The sequence below is a fragment of the Mesorhizobium sp. CA10 genome (assembly GCF_020165285.1).
Classification (GTDB): domain Bacteria; phylum Pseudomonadota; class Alphaproteobacteria; order Rhizobiales; family Rhizobiaceae; genus Mesorhizobium.
The window spans coordinates 94610-110766 of the sequence record NZ_JAIUHV010000016.1; the positions used below are offsets into that span (position 1 = coordinate 94610).

Genomic DNA, 16157 nt, shown 5'->3' on the forward strand with positions numbered 1-16157 from the left:
AATGTCATATGCCGTAGGCGTGATTTGCCGCGGCATGATTGCCGTTGCTCAGTTCGTCGAGCCGCGCCTTTCGCTCTGCCAGCAGACCGAGATAATGCATGGCGATGATCGATCCGGCGATCGCCGTTATATCGGCATGATCGTAGGCCGGCGCAACCTCCACGATGTCGGCGCCGACGATGTCGATCTGGCCGAGTTGGCGCAGTGTCGACAGCATCTTGGCCGAGGAGGGGCCGCCTGCCACCGGCGTGCCGGTGCCCGGCGCGAAGGCCGGGTCGAGACAGTCGATGTCAAAGGTGAGATAGGTCTTCTTGCCACCGGTGCGCTCGACGATCGCATAGGCGATATCGGAGGCGCGCATCTCCTCGACCTCATGGCCGTAGAGGATCTTGATGCCGAACGTGTCGGGCGCATGCGTGCGGATGCCGACCTGGATCGAGCGATCGGGGTCGATGATCCCCTCCTTCACCGCGCGGGCGACGAAGGAGCCGTGATCGATGCGCTTGCCGTCGTCGGGCCAGGTGTCCTGGTGCGCGTCGAACTGCACGAGCGCCAGCGGCCCGTGGACGGCGGCATGCGCCTTTAGCAGCGGCCAGGTGACGAAATGGTCGCCGCCCAGCGTCAAAAGGAACGCGCCTGATTTCAGGATCTTGGCCGCCTCGCGCTCGATCGTGCCGGGAGTTTTCTGGTGATTGCCGCTGTCGAGCAGGCAATCGCCATAGTCCACCACCGAAAGGTGCTCGAAGAGGTCGCGCGAGAATGGATATTGCGGATCGTTGTCGAGGATCGCCGAGGCGCGGCGGATCGCCTGCGGCCCGAAGCGAGCGCCGGGCCGGTTGGTGACGGCGGCGTCGAAGGGAATGCCCCACACGACCGCGTCCGCGCCCTTCACGTCCTTCGTATATTTGCGCCGCATGAACGACAGCGCGCCGGCATAGGTCGGCTCGAACGACGCGCCCGTCTTGGAGCGGGCGGTGAAGGCGTGGTCGATCTCATTGTTCGCCATTAGGAATCCTCGGTTTCGTCGGGGCAGCCACAACTACAGAACCGGCACGCAACATGCCAGTCACAGCTTGCGGAAACGAAGCGGCGCTCGGCGAGTGCCGCGGCAACACAGGATCTGTATCATTATGGCTGAGACTGCCTTGCTCAATCTTGCATCCGCGCCCGCCGCGACCCGTGTCGGCACGACGGCCGGAGAGCGTTTCCTGGTGCTGGATTCCTGGCGCGGCATCTGCGCGCTGCTGGTGGCGCTGTTCCACTTCCCGACCACCTCGATAGTGTCGCAGAGCGCCTTTGTCGGCGGTTCCTATCTGTTCGTCGATTTCTTCTTCGTGCTCTCCGGCTTCGTCGTTGCCAAGGCCTATGGCGGGCGGCTCGCCGGGCAGGACGACCTTGCACGGTTCGCGTTCGTGCGTTTCGGCCGCATCTATCCGTTGCATCTCCTGATGCTTGCCGCCTTCGCCGGCTTCGAGGCGCTGCGGCTCGTGCTGCCGGCGCTTCACGGAACGGGCCCGGCGCCCTTCACCGCAGGCTTCGACCTGAAGAGCCTGGTCGCCAACCTTTTCCTTCTGCAGGGCATGGGCGTTGAGGATCATCTGAGCTGGAATGCGCCGAGCTGGAGCATTTCGGCCGAGTTCTTCACCTATCTGCTTTTCGCCGCCGTCGTGTTCACCGCCGGCCAGCGCGCCTGGATATGGCTCGTTGCCGCAGCCGCGACGGCGCCGCTTTTCCTGCTCGCGGTCTCGACGCGTCATATGGACGTGTCCTTCGATTTCGGCTTCCTCCGCTGTCTTTACGGCTTCTCGCTCGGCGCGCTGCTTGCCTGGTTTCAGCACGATTCCATTGCAGAGGCGCGACAGGCGCTGAGCGGCGGGGCAGGGCGCCTCGCCTGGACGCTGGCGGAGCTGGCGATGATCGTCGTGACCGCGCTGTTCGTTTCGGTGGCGGGAACGAATGACGCCGGCATTGCCGCGCCGGTCATCTTCGCGCTGGCGCTTTATCTCTTTGCCCATGAGGGCGGGTGGGTCAGCTTGGCCTTGCGCAGCCGGCCGATGCTGCTGCTCGGCTCGCTCTCCTATTCGATCTACATGGTCCACATCTTCGTCCAGGCCCGCATGATCAATGTCGGCGGCCTGATCGAACGCAAGCTCGGGCTCGGCATAGTCGGCGACCTGATGCTGCGCGGCGACCATGCGACCGGCTTCGGCCCCGGCTCGCCCTGGATCGGCTTCGCGGCTTTGGCCGCGATGTTGATCGCCGTCATTGCCGCGTCGTGGTTCACATGGCGCTTCGTCGAAATGCCGGCGCTGGCCTGGTTCCGCCGCATTTCCAAGCGGATCTGATCCAAAAAATAGCCGGCTTCGTTCACTGCGCTGTCATCGGCATCGCCTAACCGGGTCCCAACCCGGAACGGAGCGATTCCCCGATGCGAACACTCTGGCTGAGCCTTGCCTTTTCCGCCGCCCTTGCCACCGTTGCGGGGCAAAGCTTAGCCGGTGAAAGCCGCGCCAGCCAGATCCTCGCCCGCTTCGAGCATGCCAACCAGTGGCGTGACCATGTGATGATCGCCGCGCATCGCGCCGGCAGCATGCAGGCCGGCAAGACGCTTTACGCCGAGAATTCGCTGGCCGCGGTCGAGGGCTCGATCGCGATCGGCGCCGAGATCGTCGAGGTCGACGTCCGGCGCGCGAAAGACGGCGAGTTCGTCATCATGCATGACAGCTGGCTCGACCGCACGACCACGTGCAAGGGCGAGGTGGTGAAATACACGTTGGCCGAGCTTAAGAAATGCCGGTTGGTCGTCGAGGGTACGGGCGTCGTCACCAACGAGACCGTGTCGACCCTGCGCGAGATGCTGCTGACGACCAGGGACAGGATCCTGATCAACCTCGACAACAAGCTGGAGGTGACCGACCTGCCTGGCATGGTCGCGGAGGCGCGCGATCTCGGCATGGTCGATCAGGTGATCGTCAAGGAGAATCTCTGGAACCGGCAGCGCATCGATGCCGCGAGCGCGGCACTTGCCCAGGCCGGCGGCGGCTTCCAGTTCATGCCGATCCTTGCCGACGACGCCGTGCATGATGCAGTTTTTGCCAGCGAGGTCGACAAGGCCTTCGCGCCGCGCGCCGTCGAATTGATCACTTGGCGCAACGGCGCCGAGACGCTGACATCGACCGGCGGGCCGCTGTTCAGCACCCGCATGCGGGCAGAAGCGGCGCGGGGCGACTGGCACCTCTGGGCCGACACCTACGCCGTCGTCAACAAGCCCGGCGGCTTCCTTGCCGGCGGCCGTGGCGACGAGCTTGCCGTCGCCGCCAGCTTGCCGCGCGAAGCCTGGGGTTTCTGGGTCGACCGCGGCGCCACCATCATCCAGACCGACGAGCCGAAAGCGGCAATCGCGTGGCTGACGGCCAATGGTTATCGCGTGCCTTATACGACGGACATCAAGCAAGCCGAGCCGGCGCATACGGCGAGCATTAATTAGAGGCGGCGCGGATACAGCCAATCTCCCCCCTTGTGGGGGAGATGCCCGGCAGGGCAGAGGGGGGCGCTGTCCCGCCGGCGTAACGGTGCTTGGGTTCCTCGCCCCCGCCAAAGGTGGGGGAGAGGTGTCCGCGAAGCGGACGGAGAGGGGGTCTTCGTAGGGCGCTCCCCTCTCCGTCTCGGCTACGCCGAGCCACCTCTCCCCACATTCGTGGGGCGAGGAACCTTGATCCTGCAGCGCCGCGTTCCTTCACGCCCCCCTCTGGCCTGCCGGCCATCTCCCCCACAAGAGGGGAAATCAGCTAATCGTCCATCACGCCGCTTTCGCCACGCCCTCCAGCTCCCGCAGCACCGCCCCCGACAGCTCGAGTTCCGCCGCCGCCAGATTCTCGCGCAGATGCTCGATCGACGACGTACCCGGGATAAGCAGGATGTTGGGCGAACGCTGCAGCAGCCATGCCAGCGCAACCTGCATCGGCGTCGCACCGAGCCGTTCCGCGACGTCCGAGAGCGTCGACGACTGCAGCGGGCTGAAGCCGCCGAGCGGGAAGAACGGCACATAGGCGACACCGTCGCGCGCGAGCTCATCGATCAGCGCGTCGTCGTCCCTGTGCGCGAGATTGTACTGGTTCTGCACGCAGACGATGTCGCAGATCTTGCGGCCTTCCGCGATCTGCGCGCGCGTGACGTTGCTCAGGCCGATATGGCGTACCAGGCCCTTGCGCTGAAGCTCGGCAAGCTTGGTGACCTGCGCCTCGATGGAGCCCTCCGCTGGACCGTGCACACCGAACATGATGCGTAGATTGACGACGTCCATCACCTCGAGGCCAAGGTTGCGAAGATTATCGTGCACGGCCTGTTCGAGCTCATCAGCTGTAAAAGCCGGCAGCCAGGAGGCGTCTTCCCCACGACGGGCGCCGATCTTGGTGACGATGGTGAGGTTGTCGGGGTAGGGCGCCAACGCCTCGCGGATCAGCTTGTTGGTGACATAAGGCCCGTAGTAGTCGCTGGTGTCGATATGGTTCACACCTTGCGACACCGCTTCGCGCAGCACGGCAATCGCCGCGTCATGGTCTTTCGGCGGGCCGAACACGCCTTTGCCCGCAAGCTGCATGGCGCCATAGCCGAGGCGATGCACCGAGCGGTCGCCGAGTTTATAAGTACCGGATTTGTCTACACTGGACATTGTTGTTCTCCTTCGCTGTCGTCGAGGGAGATAAGGGATGGCTGCTGTCCTGATAACCGGGTATAACCGGCACGACCTGTGCGGAAATAAGAACAATGGCGGCTGATCTCAACGATCTCCAAGCATTCATGGCCGTCGCTCGCGCCGGCGGCTTTCGCGAAGCGGCCCGCGTGACTGCAGGCAGCGCCTCAGTGCTCAGCGAAGCCGTCCGCCGTCTGGAAACCCAGCTTGGTGTGCGGCTCTTCAATCGCACCACGCGCAGTGTTGCACTGACCGAGGCAGGCGCCAGCCTGCTGGCGCGTCTTGGCCCCGCGCTGGGTGAGGTGCAGGCCGCGCTCGACGTCGTGAACGGTTTTCGTGACCGACCTGCCGGCACCTTGCGCCTCAACGTGCCGATAAGTGCGTCGCGGCTGGTGCTGCCGAAGATTGTTCCGGGATTTCTCGCTGCATATCCGGCCATCCGGCTGGAGGTGATCGCGGAGGAGAACTTTGTCGACCTGCTGGTGGCCGGCTGCGATGCGGGCATCCGCTATGACGAACGGCTGGAGCAGGACATGATCGCCGTGCCGATCGGGCCGCGCACGCAGCGTTTCACCACCTCGGCCGCGCCGGCCTACCTTGATCGGCACGGTCGGCCGCAGCATCCGCGTGACCTGCTTGGCCATGCGTGCGTGCGCGGCCGCTTCCCGAGTGGGGTCATGACGCCCTGGGAGTTCGAACGGGATGGTGAAGTGGTGCGGGTCGATACCACGGGGCCATTGGTCGTCAGCATCGGCGGCGGCGTCGATCTCGCTATCGATGCGGCGATCGCCGGCGTCGGTATTCTCTGGCTCTTCGAGGACTGGGTACGCCCGCATTTCGAGAGCGGCGCGCTGGAACCTGTGCTGGAACCGTGGTGGCAGGAATTCTCCGGGCCGTTTCTCTATTATCCCGGGCGCCGCTTGGTGCCGGCGCCGCTGCGCGCCTTCATCGACTACATCAGGACGCCGGCCGGGCACTGGTAAGTAGAACAAAAAAGGCCGCCCGGAGGCGGCCTTTCGTAAACTTGGATATCGTATCGCTTAGCGCTTCGAGAACTGGAAGCTGCGGCGGGCCTTGGCTTTGCCGTACTTCTTGCGCTCGACCACGCGGCTGTCGCGGGTCAGGAAGCCGCCCTTCTTCAGCACCGAGCGCAGGCCCGGCTCATAGTAGGTCAGCGCCTTGGAGATGCCGTGACGCACCGCACCCGCCTGGCCGGAGAGGCCGCCGCCGATGACGGTGGCGACGATGTCGTACTGGCCGGCGCGGTTGGCCGCGACGATCGGCTGGTTGAGGATCATCTGCAGCACCGGACGCGCGAAATAGCTCGCGAATTCCTTGTCGTTGACGGTGATCTTGCCGGAGCCCGGCTTCACCCAGACGCGCGCGATGGCGTTCTTGCGCTTGCCGGTGGCATAGGCGCGGCCCGACTTGTCGAGCTTCTGGACATGCACGGGCGCGGCCGGCTGCGCGGCGACTGTGCCGAGTTCTGCGAGCGAGGAAAGCTCAGCCATTACGAGGCCCTCTTGTTCTTGGAGTTCAGCTTGGCCACGTCGAGCGTGACGGGCTGCTGGGCGGTGTGCGGATGCTCGGCGCCGGCATAGACGCGGAGATTCTTCATCTGGCGGCGGCCAAGCGGGCCGCGCGGGATCATGCGCTCGACGGCCTTCTCGACGACACGCTCGGGGAAACGGCCCTCGAGCAGCTGGCGCGCGGTGCGCTCCTTGATGCCGCCGGGGTGGCCGGTGTGCCAGTAATAGACCTTGTCGGTGTATTTCTTGCCGGTGAACACCACCTTGTCGGCATTGATGACGATGACATTGTCGCCGTCATCGACATGCGGGGTGAAGGTGGGCTTGTGCTTGCCGCGCAGATGGTTGGCGATGACAGTGGCCAGACGACCGACGACGAGACCTTCGGCGTCGATCAGCACCCACTTCTTCACCACATCCGCAGGCTTCTGCGAAAAGGTAGCCATGTTTTGCTCTCAGGTTTGACCTTTCCCGTCCAGGAGGGACAAAGAAGGCGTTTCTTGTTGCTTGGATTGACGGGATGACCGGAGCCGCTCCGCCAATAACAAAACGGCGGCCTTTGCGGGCCGCTGCTTCGGGTCGGCTTATAGGCGAGGGTGTTTGGCGCGTCAAGCGCCGGTTACGGTTTATGGTCGCGAAAAGCCTTTTAAATTCAATAGCTAAAGTAGAAGGTACTATTTTACCTCACACCTATTTGTCAAAATAGCTCTCTTTCGTTCACCGCCGCCCGGTCACGGCGGCAAGGAGAAGCTTGACGCCGATCGCGATCATCAAGGCTCCTGCCAGCCTTTCTTGCCAAACGACGAACGTGCCTCGGCGCCCCAGCCAGCCGCCAACCGCGCCGGAGGTTAACGCGACGGCGCTGAGGACAACCAGTCCCATCATCTTCATGGTCGTACCGAGAATGATGAACTGCAGTGCAGGCGAACCGACCCAGGGATGAACGAATTGCGGCAGCACCGCCAGCATGAAAGCGAGCGTCGTCGGATTGGTGAGATTGCAGATCACGCCTTGCCGGAAAGCGGCTGGGATACTGCTCGTCTCGGCAAAGGTAGACGCGCCGCCACGTTTGCCCGACCGACGGGCCAACAGGAATTTGATCCCGATGGCGATCAGATAGATGGCGCCGGCGATCTGAAGGAAGCTGTAAAGAGATGGGGAGGATGTGATCAGCGAGGCAAGCCCCATTGCCAGTAATGGAATCTGGACGACGCCGGCCGATACGCAGCCCGCTGCAGTCGCCAGGGCATGGCGCCAGCCTTGCCCGACGCCGCGGCTGATCACCAGCATCATGTCCGGACCGACACCAGAAAGCTGATAGGCGAGCACGGCGCCGACGAAGGCAAGGTAGGTCGTAACATCGGGCATGCCGCAGAACGAACCTATCGACTGGGAGTTCCGGCAAGATGTCAGGCCGGCTTGTCGCTTATTCGCTTCCTCGGGATCGAATAGGTGCCGGTGGCGTGCGCGACAGTGTGTCCGTCCAGGCCCGCGACAATATCGATATCGAACACCATCAGGCTCTTGCCAAGCTTCAGGATACGGCAATGGCCGTCGATCGGACCGGCTTCGGCCTTGCGCATGAAATTGATGTCGAGGTTGACCGTCACCGAAAGCGCGTCCGGGCCGGCATGGCTGAGCACGCAGACATAGCCGCCGATGTCGGCCAACGTGAACAGCGCCGGACCGGATACCGTGCCGCCGGGACGCAGATGCCGCTCGTCAGCGTTCAGCCGCACCGTGCAGCCGCCCGGAAAAACGTCGATCGCCTCATAGGAGGTGAAATTGTCGTTGAGCTGCGGATAGACGCTTGCCATCAGTGCATTGACTTCCGCCGCGTTAAGCGTTGGCTTCAGATCGCTTTGGGCGGGCATGGCGACGTCCTATATGAATGAGCAGCTCCGGGCGGTGCGCCTGGACCAAACGGTGCGACGGAGAAAACACGTCTCGCGGCTGTTCTTCAACTGACAGCGTGCTAGTTCTGTTGCTCCATAAGCATGAGGTTTTTGAAAGTGGCCGAAGTCGTCGCCATCAAGCCCGCCGTCGCCGACGGTCCTGTTCTTGTCAGCCATGACAAGGGCATCCTGCGCCTCACGCTCGCCAGCCCGCCGGCCAATGCGTTATCGCTGGCGACCATGGCGGCGCTGCAGGCCGAATTCGATCGCGTTAAGACCGACAGATCCGTGCGCGTCATCATCCTGGCGGCGTCGGGAAAAGTGTTCTGTGCCGGCCATGACCTCAAGGAAATGACGGCGCACCGCGCCGAGCCGGATCGGGGCAAGGCCTTCTTCGAAAGGACCTTCGCGGCTTGCGCGAACCTGATGCAGACGATCGTGCGCCACCCGAAACCGGTGATCGCTGAGGTCGACGGCCTCGCCACCGCCGCCGGCCTGCAACTGGTCGCCAGCTGCGACCTTGCCATCGCTTCGCACGAGGCGAGTTTCTGCACGCCTGGCGTCAACATCGGCCTGTTCTGCTCGACGCCGATGGTGGCCCTGTCGCGCAACGTCTCACGCAAGCAGGCGATGGAAATGCTGCTCACCGGCGAGACGATCGATGCGGCGACCGCCAAGGAGTTCGGGCTGATCAACCGCATCGTGCCGCGCGAATATCTGATTCAGGTTGTCAACAAATACGCGCAAACCATTGCATCCAAATCCTCTTTGGTGATCAAAACCGGCAAGGAGGCTTTCTATGCCCAGGCCGAAATGGGGTTGGCCGACGCTTATGCCCATACCGGCCGCGTGATGGTGGAAAACATGCTGGCGCGCGACGCCGAGGAAGGCATCGGCGCCTTCATCGGCAAGCGCAAGCCAGAATGGACCGACGAGTAGTTCTTCCGCATGCCCGGCTTTTCTATCGCTGAACACGCCCGCACGCGCGCTCTACGCCTCGCTCGGCTTCAATCGCGAGCTCTATCGTTACCATTACCGCAGGAAGACCATCGCAGCATGAATCACGATAGCTACGACAACGCCTACATTGCCGGCATCCTCAACTCGGTGAAGACGATCGCCATGGTCGGCGCTTCGCCCAACGATGTGCGGCCAAGCTACTTCGTGCTGAAATACCTCTTGGCCAAGGGCTTTTCGGTGTTCCCGATCAATCCCGGCCATGCCGGCAAGGAAATCCTTGGCCGCACTGTCTACGCCAGCCTCGCCGACCTGCCTCAGCCGGTCGACATGGTCGATATTTTTCGAGGCTCGGCGGCGGTGCCCGGCGTCGTCGACCAGGTGCTGAAGCTCGATCCGCTGCCCAAGGTCGTCTGGATGCAGCTTGGCGTGCGCAACGATGAGGCGGCTGCCCGCGCCGAAGCCGTCGGTATCAAGGTGGTGATGAACCGCTGCCCGAAGATCGAATACGGCAAGCTGTCCGGCGAGATCGGCTGGACCGGCGTCAACTCCGGCGTGCTGTCGTCGAAAAAACCCCTGATGCGCCAGGGATTTCAGAGCTTTGGCGTAAGACAGAAATAAGCATGCGGTAGTTCGCGCAAAATTATTCCGGGACGAAATGGATTTTCCCGGGCGTTCGTCTCAGATCGCGCCCCGAACGGTATTTTCTTCTTTGCATTCCCCGCCGCGCTTCGCCAAGAATGCCCGGCGATTTTCGAACGTTAGGAGAGGGATTTCGATGACCCGTACGCCTGGTTTCAGCACTTTAGCCGTTCATGCAGGCGCAAAGCCCGATCCGGCGACCGGCGCCCGCGCCACGCCGATCTACCAGACCACCTCCTTCGTCTTCGACGACGCCGACCATGCCGCCTCGCTGTTCGGGCTGAAGGCCTTCGGCAACATCTACACGCGTATCATGAATCCGACCCAAGCGGTTCTCGAGGAACGCGTCGCGGCGCTCGAAGGCGGCACCGCAGCACTTGCCGTCGCCTCGGGCCACGCCGCGCAGGTCATCGTCTTCCACAATCTGATGCAGCCGGGCGACAACTTCGTCGCTGCCAACAAGCTTTATGGCGGCTCGATCAACCAGTTCGGCCATGCCTTCAAGAACTTCGGCTGGGAAGTTCGCTGGGCAGAGGCAAACGACCCTGCGACTTTCGAGAGCCAGATCGACGACAGGACCAAGGCGATATTCATCGAGAGCCTTGCCAACCCTGGCGGCGTCTTCGTCGACATCGAGAAGATCGGCGATATTGCCCGCAAGCACGGCCTGCCGCTGATCGTCGACAACACGCTGGCCTCGCCGTATCTGGTCCGGCCCATCGAGCACGGCGCCGACATCGTCGTGCACTCGCTAACCAAGTTCATCGGCGGCCACGGCAATTCGATCGGCGGCGTCATCGTCGATGGCGGCACCTTCGACTGGTCGAAGTCCGGCAAATACCCGATGCTGTCGGAGCCGCGCCCTGAATATGGCGGCCTCGTCCTGCACGAGACTTTCGGCAACTTCGCCTTCGCGATTGCCGCCCGCGTGCTTGGTCTGCGCGACATCGGCCCGGCGATCTCGCCCTTCAACGCCTTCCTGATCCTGACCGGCCTGGAAACGCTGCCGCTGCGCATGCAGCGTCATTGCGACAATGCCGCGAGCGTTGCCGGCTGGCTGTCGAACCATCCGAAGGTAGCCTGGGTGAACTATCCCGGCCTTCCAGGCGACAAGAACAACGCGCTGCAGAAGAAATATTCGCCGCAGGGCGCAGGCGCGGTGTTCACCTTCGGCCTCAAGGGTGGCTACGAGGCCGGCATCAAATTCGTCGAGGCGCTCGAACTGTTCTCGCACCTCGCCAATGTCGGCGACACCAAATCGCTGGTCATTCATCCGGCCTCGACCACGCACCGCCAGCTTTCCGACGAGCAGAAGGTCAAGGCCGGCGCCGGACCTGACACCGTCCGCCTTTCGGTCGGCATCGAGGACGTCAACGATATCGTTGCCGATCTCGAGCAGGCACTCGGCAAGGTCTGATATGTCGGCCTTTCTTGCGCTCAACATCGATGCGGTCGAACCTGAGGCCGGCGCGCCGCCGCCGGACCGGGTGATTTCGGGTGATCCCAAATTCCGCACCTGGAATGTCGAGGAGCGCGACGGCGGCCTCTATGCCGGCGTCTGGGAAGCGACGCCGGGCAAATGGCGCATCGCCTATGACGAATGGGAGTTCTGCCACATCCTGTCCGGTGTCTCGGTGATCGCCGAGGATGGCGGCGAGGCGCGCACCGTGCGGGCCGGCGACAGTTTCGTGCTGAGGCCCGGGTTCAAGGGCACATGGGAAGTGCTCGAGAAGACGCGCAAAGAATACGTGATCCGGCTTTGAATGCTTCCAGCAATCAAAGCAGCCGATCGACATCGTCGTCGGAAAAGCCGTGTTGGCTCATGATCTCCCGGTGCCAGGCACTTCCGAGCAGATCGCCGAGGCATTGATCGACGCGCCGGCGCAGCGCGTCGTTGCCCTTGGCGAGGGCGAAAGCGCCTGCCGCAGGCTGCTTTTCAAAGGCCGGGATGTCGATGACAGCAAGCGGTGCGCCAGTCCGTCCGTTGACATAGCCGCGATGCGCCATGGCGACGCTGGCATACGCGTCGGCATGGCCTGCCGCAACGGCTTCGGCTGCTTCGGCCTGCGTGGCGAATATCCTGATCCGCTGGGGCGGAACGCCGTTCTGCAGCGCGGTCTGGTGCTGGATCTGGCCCGATATGACTGCGAGCACGGCGGAAGGATGTTGGGCGACGGAGCGATAGCCGTTCAGCTCCAGCGGATTGCCTTTGGCGACCATCAACCCGTCCGGCAGTGACCAGATCGGCCGCGTGAAGTCCACGAGCTTGCTGCGCTCCTCGGAGATGAACAGGCCGGTCGTCATGTCCCAGCGGCCGTCCACCAAACCGGGGAGCAGTTCGGCGAATTCCGCCTCGATCGGCGAGAAGTTCTCCAGGTCAACCATCTGGCAAACTTTCTCGGCGAGCACCGCGTCGCAACCGCCGAGCTTGCCCGCGGCATCGGTGAAGCAGAAGGGTGGCTCTTGCAGGTAAGCGAATTTCATATCTGAGTTCCGAACAATAATTTCAGCTGTTCGAGGCGGATCCTTCGCCGGTCAAAAGGTAACGGCGACCCGTTCCAGCCCGTGAAAATGGTAAGTGTCGCGGAAGCGCGGTGTCTCCGCTAAGCGTAAGTTGGGCAGCCGATCGAGCAGCGTCTTCAGCGACACCTGCAGCTCCAGCCTGGCCAGCGGCGCGCCGATGCAGAAATGGATGCCGGCGCCGAAGGAGACGTTCTTCTGATCCGTGCGGGCCGGATTGAATATGCCGGGCTCGGCAAAAGCCAGGGGATCGTGATTGGCCATGCCTAGCAGCAGCGCCACCATCTCCCCGGGCTTGACCAGGATGCCCGGCGAAACCTCGATCTCCTCATAGGCATAGCGCAGGAACATATGCAGCGGCGCGTCGTAGCGCAGGCACTCCTCGATCGCCGCGACATTTTTCTCAGGCGTCTCGAAAAAACGGCGCGGGTCGCCGCCTTGCGCGAGGATCGAGCGCACTGCATTGCCGGTCTGGTGCACGGTCGCTTCATGGCCGGCATTGAGAAGCAGGATCGCCGAGGATACCAGCTCGTCTTCCGAGAGCTTCTGGCCGTTGTCCTGGGCCTCGATCAGCAGCGACAGCAGATCGTCGCCAGGTTTCTTGCGCCGCTCCGCAATGTAGCCCCGCAGAAAGTCGGAAAAATCGCGCGCGGCGCGGTTCGCCATCTCCTCGGTCTCGCGTGTGCGGCCATGCATGTACATGGCGACCATCCGATGCGACCAGTCGAGCAGTTGCGGCCCCATCTCGACCGGCACGCCGAGCATCTCGGCGATGATGGTGATCGGCAAGGGCGAGGCGTAGGCGGGCAGAAGGTCGACGCCGCTTGGCGCGAAGCGGTCGACCAGCTCGTTGGCGAGCACCTCGATGCGTGGCCTGAGCCGCTCGACCTGACGTGAGACGAAGGCGCGATTGACCAGCGTTCTGAGCCGCGTATGCACCGGCGGCTCGAGCTCCAGCATGGAATTGGCCTCGATCGCGTCGAAGGCGACGAGGTGCGAGCGGTCGTCGCCGACGCCCCGGCTGTCGGGAATCCCCGCCGGATTCTGGCGGCCGAAACGGCGGTCGCGCAGCAGACGGTTGACGTCATCGAAGCCGCCAAAGCACCAGAACCCGTAGTCTTCCCAGAAAAACGCGTTGGCAGTGCCGTGCAGGAAGGCGTAGGCTTCATAAGGGTTCTGCACGAAGGTCGGCTCGTGCGGGTCGAGACGCAGGCGACGACTGGTCGGGTCGAAGGCGAGATAAGTTGGCATCATGCTTGACCATTAGCGCGTCTTGTCAGCTTGATGCCAGACCGTATCCAGGCGCCCGTGAAGCTGAAGCGTTGAGCCAGGCGAGCCGGGAAGGGTCTTTCGATGAATGTGATCGTCGTCGGCTGTGCGCCGAAATGATCTAGTTTGATGGCCGGCTAATTGATTGGGTGAGTTCTCAATGGCCCGTCTTCAAGATGCTCGCCACTTTGGCTGCAATCGCTGCGTCGAGCGCCGGCCAGTTCGCGAGCAGCTCGCGCGGAAAGCGATAGGTGAGGCTGAGATCGTCGCCGACCTGGGTGTCGCGCTCGCAGGGCGCCAGCGATTCCTCGGCACTCGGGCCGCTCAGGCAGCGGGCGACGAACGGATCCTTGCCGGGACGCTCGGCGACAGCCAGCACTTCGTTGAGATAACCTGATTTTTCGCTGAAGGCGTAAACCGTGGTGCCGCCAGGGCCGGGCGTCCCCGGCTTTTCGATCAGAGCGCTGTAGATGGGCGCGAAACGGCCGCTCATGTCGCGCGACATCATGCGCGGCTCGAACGACAGGAAGATGATCTTCCTGGTCGTCGCATGGTTGAAGTCGTCGCGCGCGGCCGTGCTGTAGCCGTCCATTTCGGGATAGCGCAGATAGAGGTCGAGCCGCGAGGCGATGCCGTCGCGCCTCGCCTGGTCGAAGCGGATGAAGTTTGCCGGCACGTTGATCAGATTGTTGCCCATGACGATCCGGCGCACCGTCGTGTCATCGGTATAGCCGGCCATGGCGATCGATCGTCCAAGCCATTTGCCGCCGACGCTGATGGCAATCGAAAGCAGCGCCAGCGCCGCGAAGATATAAAAGACCCGCTTCATCAAGGTCGAGTTGACGACCTCGAAGTCAGCGCTCTTGGCAACATTTGCCTCTCTCATTTGCTCTTCCCCGATCCGCCCACCTGTCCTTCGGCGGCACAGCTTGCGCGGCATGGCTCTTGCAGCGCGGTGGCACGACTGTGCGTTTTCATGGTAAACGGTTGGTAAACATGGATCCCGTTGTGCTTGTTCTTTACGCTTTCGCGGTTGGTCTCACGGCTTGCGGACTGGCCGGATCGGCCATGGAATTGCTGGCCGGCCGACGCCTGGCCTTTGCCGAGCCTTATGTTTCGCACGTCCATATCCTGCGTTCGCTCGCGGCAACAGCCTGCGCCGGGCCGTTCATGCTCACCAACGAGGCCTTAGCCGCCCGGCGCGAAGGCCGCATCGGCACGATGGCGCTGTTGTCCTGCGGCTGCACGGCCATCGCCTGGGCGCTGGCGCTAGGCGTCGTCCTCATCGCCATTGCATCCTGGGCGACAGCCAACTTAGGGTCTTTCGAATTCGCTGGTTGAGACGATTCGGAGACGAACAATGCCGGTCTATGCGATCGATGGGAAAGCGCCCGACTTCGAGGACGCCGATACGAACTGGATCGCGCCCGACGCCACGCTGATCGGCAATATCCGGATCGGCCGCAATGCCGGCTTCTGGTTCGGCGTCGCCATCCGCGGTGACGGCGAACCGATCATCATCGGCGCCGATACCAATGTGCAGGAACACACGATCATGCACACCGATCCCGGCTTTCCGCTGACCATCGGCGAAGGCTGCACGATCGGCCACCGCGCTCTGCTGCATGGCTGCACGATCGGCGACAACAGCCTGATCGGCATGGGCGCCATCGTGCTGAACGGCGCCAGGATCGGCAACAACTCGCTGGTCGGCGCCGGCGCCCTGGTGACGGAAAACAAGGTTTTCCCCGACAATTCGCTGATCGTCGGCTCGCCCGCCAAGGTGATAAGGACGCTGGACGAAGCGGCGATCGCGCGGCTGCGCGTCTCGGCCGCCCACTATGTGACCAATGCCAAACGCTTCAAGACCAAGCTCAAGACAGTGTGACGGCGGCAGGCGGCAACTCCACCTGTCTTCATCCGCGGCGGCTGTTCATCGCTTCACGCAACAGAAGGGCGCCCGCTTCGAAGCCGGCCTGCTCGGCGCCTTCCAGGGCCGTCTCATAGTCGTCGATGCGGGTCCTCAGCGAAGCGTCCGCGCCTGACAGGAGCAGCAGACGGATCGCCTCGGCGTCGCGCCGGGACACCGCGTAGTGCAGGGCGGTCCAGTCGTTCACGCCGCGCATATCCGGGTCGGCGCCATGCGCGAGCAGGATATGGATGACGTCCAACCGGTCCGGCCGTTCCGTCGACAGCGCGGCAATGATCGATGGAAACCCGGCCGGGTCTTCATAATTCGGGTTTGTGCCGGCATCGAGAAGCGCGGTGATGAACGCGGCCGGGCTCCAGTAGATCGCGTATTCCAGCGGGTGGCCAAGTCCGAGCTCGAACGGCATCCGCTCGTCGAACCAGCGCGCAGAGCCGCCGAGCGCCTTGCCAAGGCCTTCGAAGTCGCCCGCCTTGAAGGCGTTGTCGATAGCCTTGAAAAGACGGTGTCTTGCGCCGCGATCCTCAGGGACTTCCAGCATCGCCTTCATCCGCAACGAACAAGCCATACTGCTCCCATCCGCCTCGGCGGGGAAGGGCGTGCCGACCATGGCGCTTCGGCAGCGCCGCGCCGATTGGTTGCAGCCGGCGGGCGGCGACCGAAATGGCGGAGCCGGCCCCGGGGACAGGGGCCGGCTCCTAAAACCCGGTCGTTGGGGACGGGGA

General features: G+C 63.3%; 19 protein-coding genes. 9 read left to right on the forward strand and 10 right to left on the reverse strand.

Features of this window, described 5'->3' with window-relative positions; translation table 11 throughout:
* Positions 1-4: 4 nt before the first annotated feature.
* Complete coding sequence (gene speB / locus LB535_RS26160; protein ID WP_140842756.1) at positions 5-1006, reverse strand: agmatinase; 1002 nt, start codon at positions 1004-1006, stop codon at positions 5-7.
* A 124-nt stretch (positions 1007-1130) separates the two neighbouring features.
* On the opposite strand from speB, the gene LB535_RS26165 reads away from it, so the two are divergent.
* Both LB535_RS26165 and LB535_RS26170 read left to right on the forward strand, forming a co-directional pair.
* On the forward strand, positions 1131-2345 hold the full coding sequence (locus LB535_RS26165) for an acyltransferase family protein (RefSeq protein ID WP_224634223.1): 1215 nt from the start codon (positions 1131-1133) through the stop codon (positions 2343-2345).
* An 83-nt stretch (positions 2346-2428) separates the two neighbouring features.
* Complete coding sequence (locus LB535_RS26170) at positions 2429-3487, forward strand: glycerophosphodiester phosphodiesterase family protein (RefSeq protein ID WP_224634224.1); 1059 nt, start codon at positions 2429-2431, stop codon at positions 3485-3487.
* A 312-nt stretch (positions 3488-3799) separates the two neighbouring features.
* On the opposite strand, the gene LB535_RS26175 is transcribed toward LB535_RS26170, so the two are convergent.
* Positions 3800-4672: an aldo/keto reductase family oxidoreductase gene (locus LB535_RS26175; RefSeq protein WP_224634225.1), complete on the reverse strand. Its 873-nt coding sequence runs from the start codon at positions 4670-4672 to the stop codon at positions 3800-3802.
* 95 nt (positions 4673-4767) lie between these two features.
* Between LB535_RS26175 and LB535_RS26180 the strand changes: the two genes are divergently transcribed.
* Positions 4768-5676, forward strand: coding sequence for a LysR family transcriptional regulator (locus tag LB535_RS26180; RefSeq protein ID WP_224548238.1), 909 nt, complete (start codon positions 4768-4770; stop codon positions 5674-5676).
* A gap of 57 nt (positions 5677-5733) precedes the next feature.
* Here the strand turns inward: LB535_RS26180 and rpsI are convergent, their stop codons facing one another.
* The 4 genes from rpsI to LB535_RS26200 all read right to left on the reverse strand — a co-directional run bounded on the left by rpsI (position 5734) and on the right by LB535_RS26200 (position 8096).
* Positions 5734-6204, reverse strand: a complete 471-nt coding sequence (gene rpsI, locus LB535_RS26185; RefSeq protein WP_040983171.1) for a 30S ribosomal protein S9 — start codon at positions 6202-6204, stop codon at positions 5734-5736.
* A complete protein-coding gene (gene rplM / locus LB535_RS26190) occupies positions 6204-6668 on the reverse strand; it encodes a 50S ribosomal protein L13 (protein ID WP_040983169.1) in 465 nt (154 codons plus the stop codon). Before rplM ends, rpsI begins: the two co-directional genes overlap by 1 nt.
* 271 nt (positions 6669-6939) lie before the next feature.
* The gene (locus LB535_RS26195) at positions 6940-7590 is read right to left on the reverse strand and encodes a LysE family translocator (RefSeq protein WP_224634226.1); all 651 of its coding nucleotides are present in this window, start codon (positions 7588-7590) and stop codon (positions 6940-6942) included.
* A gap of 41 nt (positions 7591-7631) precedes the next feature.
* Complete coding sequence (locus LB535_RS26200; RefSeq protein WP_224634227.1) at positions 7632-8096, reverse strand: PaaI family thioesterase; 465 nt, start codon at positions 8094-8096, stop codon at positions 7632-7634.
* A 138-nt stretch (positions 8097-8234) separates the two neighbouring features.
* Here LB535_RS26200 and LB535_RS26205 point away from each other — a divergent pair, with 138 nt between their 5' ends.
* The 4 genes from LB535_RS26205 to LB535_RS26220 all read left to right on the forward strand — a co-directional run bounded on the left by LB535_RS26205 (position 8235) and on the right by LB535_RS26220 (position 11479).
* Positions 8235-9056 carry an enoyl-CoA hydratase gene (locus LB535_RS26205; protein ID WP_224634228.1) on the forward strand — a complete coding sequence of 274 codons (822 nt, stop codon included), beginning with the start codon at positions 8235-8237 and terminating at the stop codon, positions 9054-9056.
* A gap of 117 nt (positions 9057-9173) precedes the next feature.
* The gene (locus tag LB535_RS26210) at positions 9174-9695 is read left to right on the forward strand and encodes a CoA-binding protein (protein ID WP_224634229.1); all 522 of its coding nucleotides are present in this window, start codon (positions 9174-9176) and stop codon (positions 9693-9695) included.
* A 157-nt stretch (positions 9696-9852) separates the two neighbouring features.
* Entirely contained in the window at positions 9853-11133 is a 1281-nt protein-coding gene (locus tag LB535_RS26215; RefSeq protein ID WP_224634230.1) for an O-acetylhomoserine aminocarboxypropyltransferase, read from the forward strand.
* Position 11134: 1 nt separating this feature from the next.
* The gene (locus LB535_RS26220; protein ID WP_224634231.1) at positions 11135-11479 is read left to right on the forward strand and encodes a cupin domain-containing protein; all 345 of its coding nucleotides are present in this window, start codon (positions 11135-11137) and stop codon (positions 11477-11479) included.
* Positions 11480-11492: 13 nt separating this feature from the next.
* Here the strand turns inward: LB535_RS26220 and LB535_RS26225 are convergent, their stop codons facing one another.
* The 3 genes from LB535_RS26225 to LB535_RS26235 form a co-directional block, all read right to left on the reverse strand.
* Positions 11493-12200 carry a transporter substrate-binding domain-containing protein gene (locus LB535_RS26225; protein ID WP_224634232.1) on the reverse strand — a complete coding sequence of 236 codons (708 nt, stop codon included), beginning with the start codon at positions 12198-12200 and terminating at the stop codon, positions 11493-11495.
* 51 nt (positions 12201-12251) lie between these two features.
* Positions 12252-13490: a cytochrome P450 gene (locus LB535_RS26230; RefSeq protein ID WP_224634233.1), complete on the reverse strand. Its 1239-nt coding sequence runs from the start codon at positions 13488-13490 to the stop codon at positions 12252-12254.
* 172 nt (positions 13491-13662) lie between these two features.
* A complete protein-coding gene (locus LB535_RS26235) occupies positions 13663-14391 on the reverse strand; it encodes a hypothetical protein (protein ID WP_224609087.1) in 729 nt (242 codons plus the stop codon).
* 110 nt (positions 14392-14501) lie between these two features.
* Here LB535_RS26235 and LB535_RS26240 point away from each other — a divergent pair, with 110 nt between their 5' ends.
* Both LB535_RS26240 and LB535_RS26245 read left to right on the forward strand, forming a co-directional pair.
* On the forward strand, positions 14502-14846 hold the full coding sequence (locus LB535_RS26240) for a DUF6949 family protein (RefSeq protein WP_224630403.1): 345 nt from the start codon (positions 14502-14504) through the stop codon (positions 14844-14846).
* A gap of 19 nt (positions 14847-14865) precedes the next feature.
* Positions 14866-15393, forward strand: a complete 528-nt coding sequence (locus LB535_RS26245) for a gamma carbonic anhydrase family protein (protein WP_224634234.1) — start codon at positions 14866-14868, stop codon at positions 15391-15393.
* A gap of 28 nt (positions 15394-15421) precedes the next feature.
* Here LB535_RS26245 and LB535_RS26250 read toward each other — a convergent pair whose 3' ends face one another.
* Complete coding sequence (locus LB535_RS26250; protein WP_224634235.1) at positions 15422-15973, reverse strand: ankyrin repeat domain-containing protein; 552 nt, start codon at positions 15971-15973, stop codon at positions 15422-15424.
* Between the last annotated feature and the right edge of the window lie 184 nt (positions 15974-16157).

Coding starts and splice junctions, on each gene's coding strand:
- speB (WP_140842756.1), bottom strand. CDS start 1,006: ATGGCGAACAATGAGATCGACCACGCCTTCACCGCCCGCTCCAAGACG.
- LB535_RS26165 (WP_224634223.1), top strand. CDS start 1,131: ATGGCTGAGACTGCCTTGCTCAATCTTGCATCCGCGCCCGCCGCGACC.
- LB535_RS26170 (WP_224634224.1), top strand. CDS start 2,429: ATGCGAACACTCTGGCTGAGCCTTGCCTTTTCCGCCGCCCTTGCCACC.
- LB535_RS26175 (WP_224634225.1), bottom strand. CDS start 4,672: ATGTCCAGTGTAGACAAATCCGGTACTTATAAACTCGGCGACCGCTCG.
- LB535_RS26180 (WP_224548238.1), top strand. CDS start 4,768: ATGGCGGCTGATCTCAACGATCTCCAAGCATTCATGGCCGTCGCTCGC.
- rpsI (WP_040983171.1), bottom strand. CDS start 6,204: ATGGCTGAGCTTTCCTCGCTCGCAGAACTCGGCACAGTCGCCGCGCAG.
- rplM (WP_040983169.1), bottom strand. CDS start 6,668: ATGGCTACCTTTTCGCAGAAGCCTGCGGATGTGGTGAAGAAGTGGGTG.
- LB535_RS26195 (WP_224634226.1), bottom strand. CDS start 7,590: ATGCCCGATGTTACGACCTACCTTGCCTTCGTCGGCGCCGTGCTCGCC.
- LB535_RS26200 (WP_224634227.1), bottom strand. CDS start 8,096: ATGCCCGCCCAAAGCGATCTGAAGCCAACGCTTAACGCGGCGGAAGTC.
- LB535_RS26210 (WP_224634229.1), top strand. CDS start 9,174: ATGAATCACGATAGCTACGACAACGCCTACATTGCCGGCATCCTCAAC.
- LB535_RS26215 (WP_224634230.1), top strand. CDS start 9,853: ATGACCCGTACGCCTGGTTTCAGCACTTTAGCCGTTCATGCAGGCGCA.
- LB535_RS26220 (WP_224634231.1), top strand. CDS start 11,135: ATGTCGGCCTTTCTTGCGCTCAACATCGATGCGGTCGAACCTGAGGCC.
- LB535_RS26225 (WP_224634232.1), bottom strand. CDS start 12,200: ATGAAATTCGCTTACCTGCAAGAGCCACCCTTCTGCTTCACCGATGCC.
- LB535_RS26230 (WP_224634233.1), bottom strand. CDS start 13,490: ATGATGCCAACTTATCTCGCCTTCGACCCGACCAGTCGTCGCCTGCGT.
- LB535_RS26235 (WP_224609087.1), bottom strand. CDS start 14,391: ATGAGAGAGGCAAATGTTGCCAAGAGCGCTGACTTCGAGGTCGTCAAC.
- LB535_RS26240 (WP_224630403.1), top strand. CDS start 14,502: ATGGATCCCGTTGTGCTTGTTCTTTACGCTTTCGCGGTTGGTCTCACG.
- LB535_RS26245 (WP_224634234.1), top strand. CDS start 14,866: ATGCCGGTCTATGCGATCGATGGGAAAGCGCCCGACTTCGAGGACGCC.
- LB535_RS26250 (WP_224634235.1), bottom strand. CDS start 15,973: ATGCTGGAAGTCCCTGAGGATCGCGGCGCAAGACACCGTCTTTTCAAG.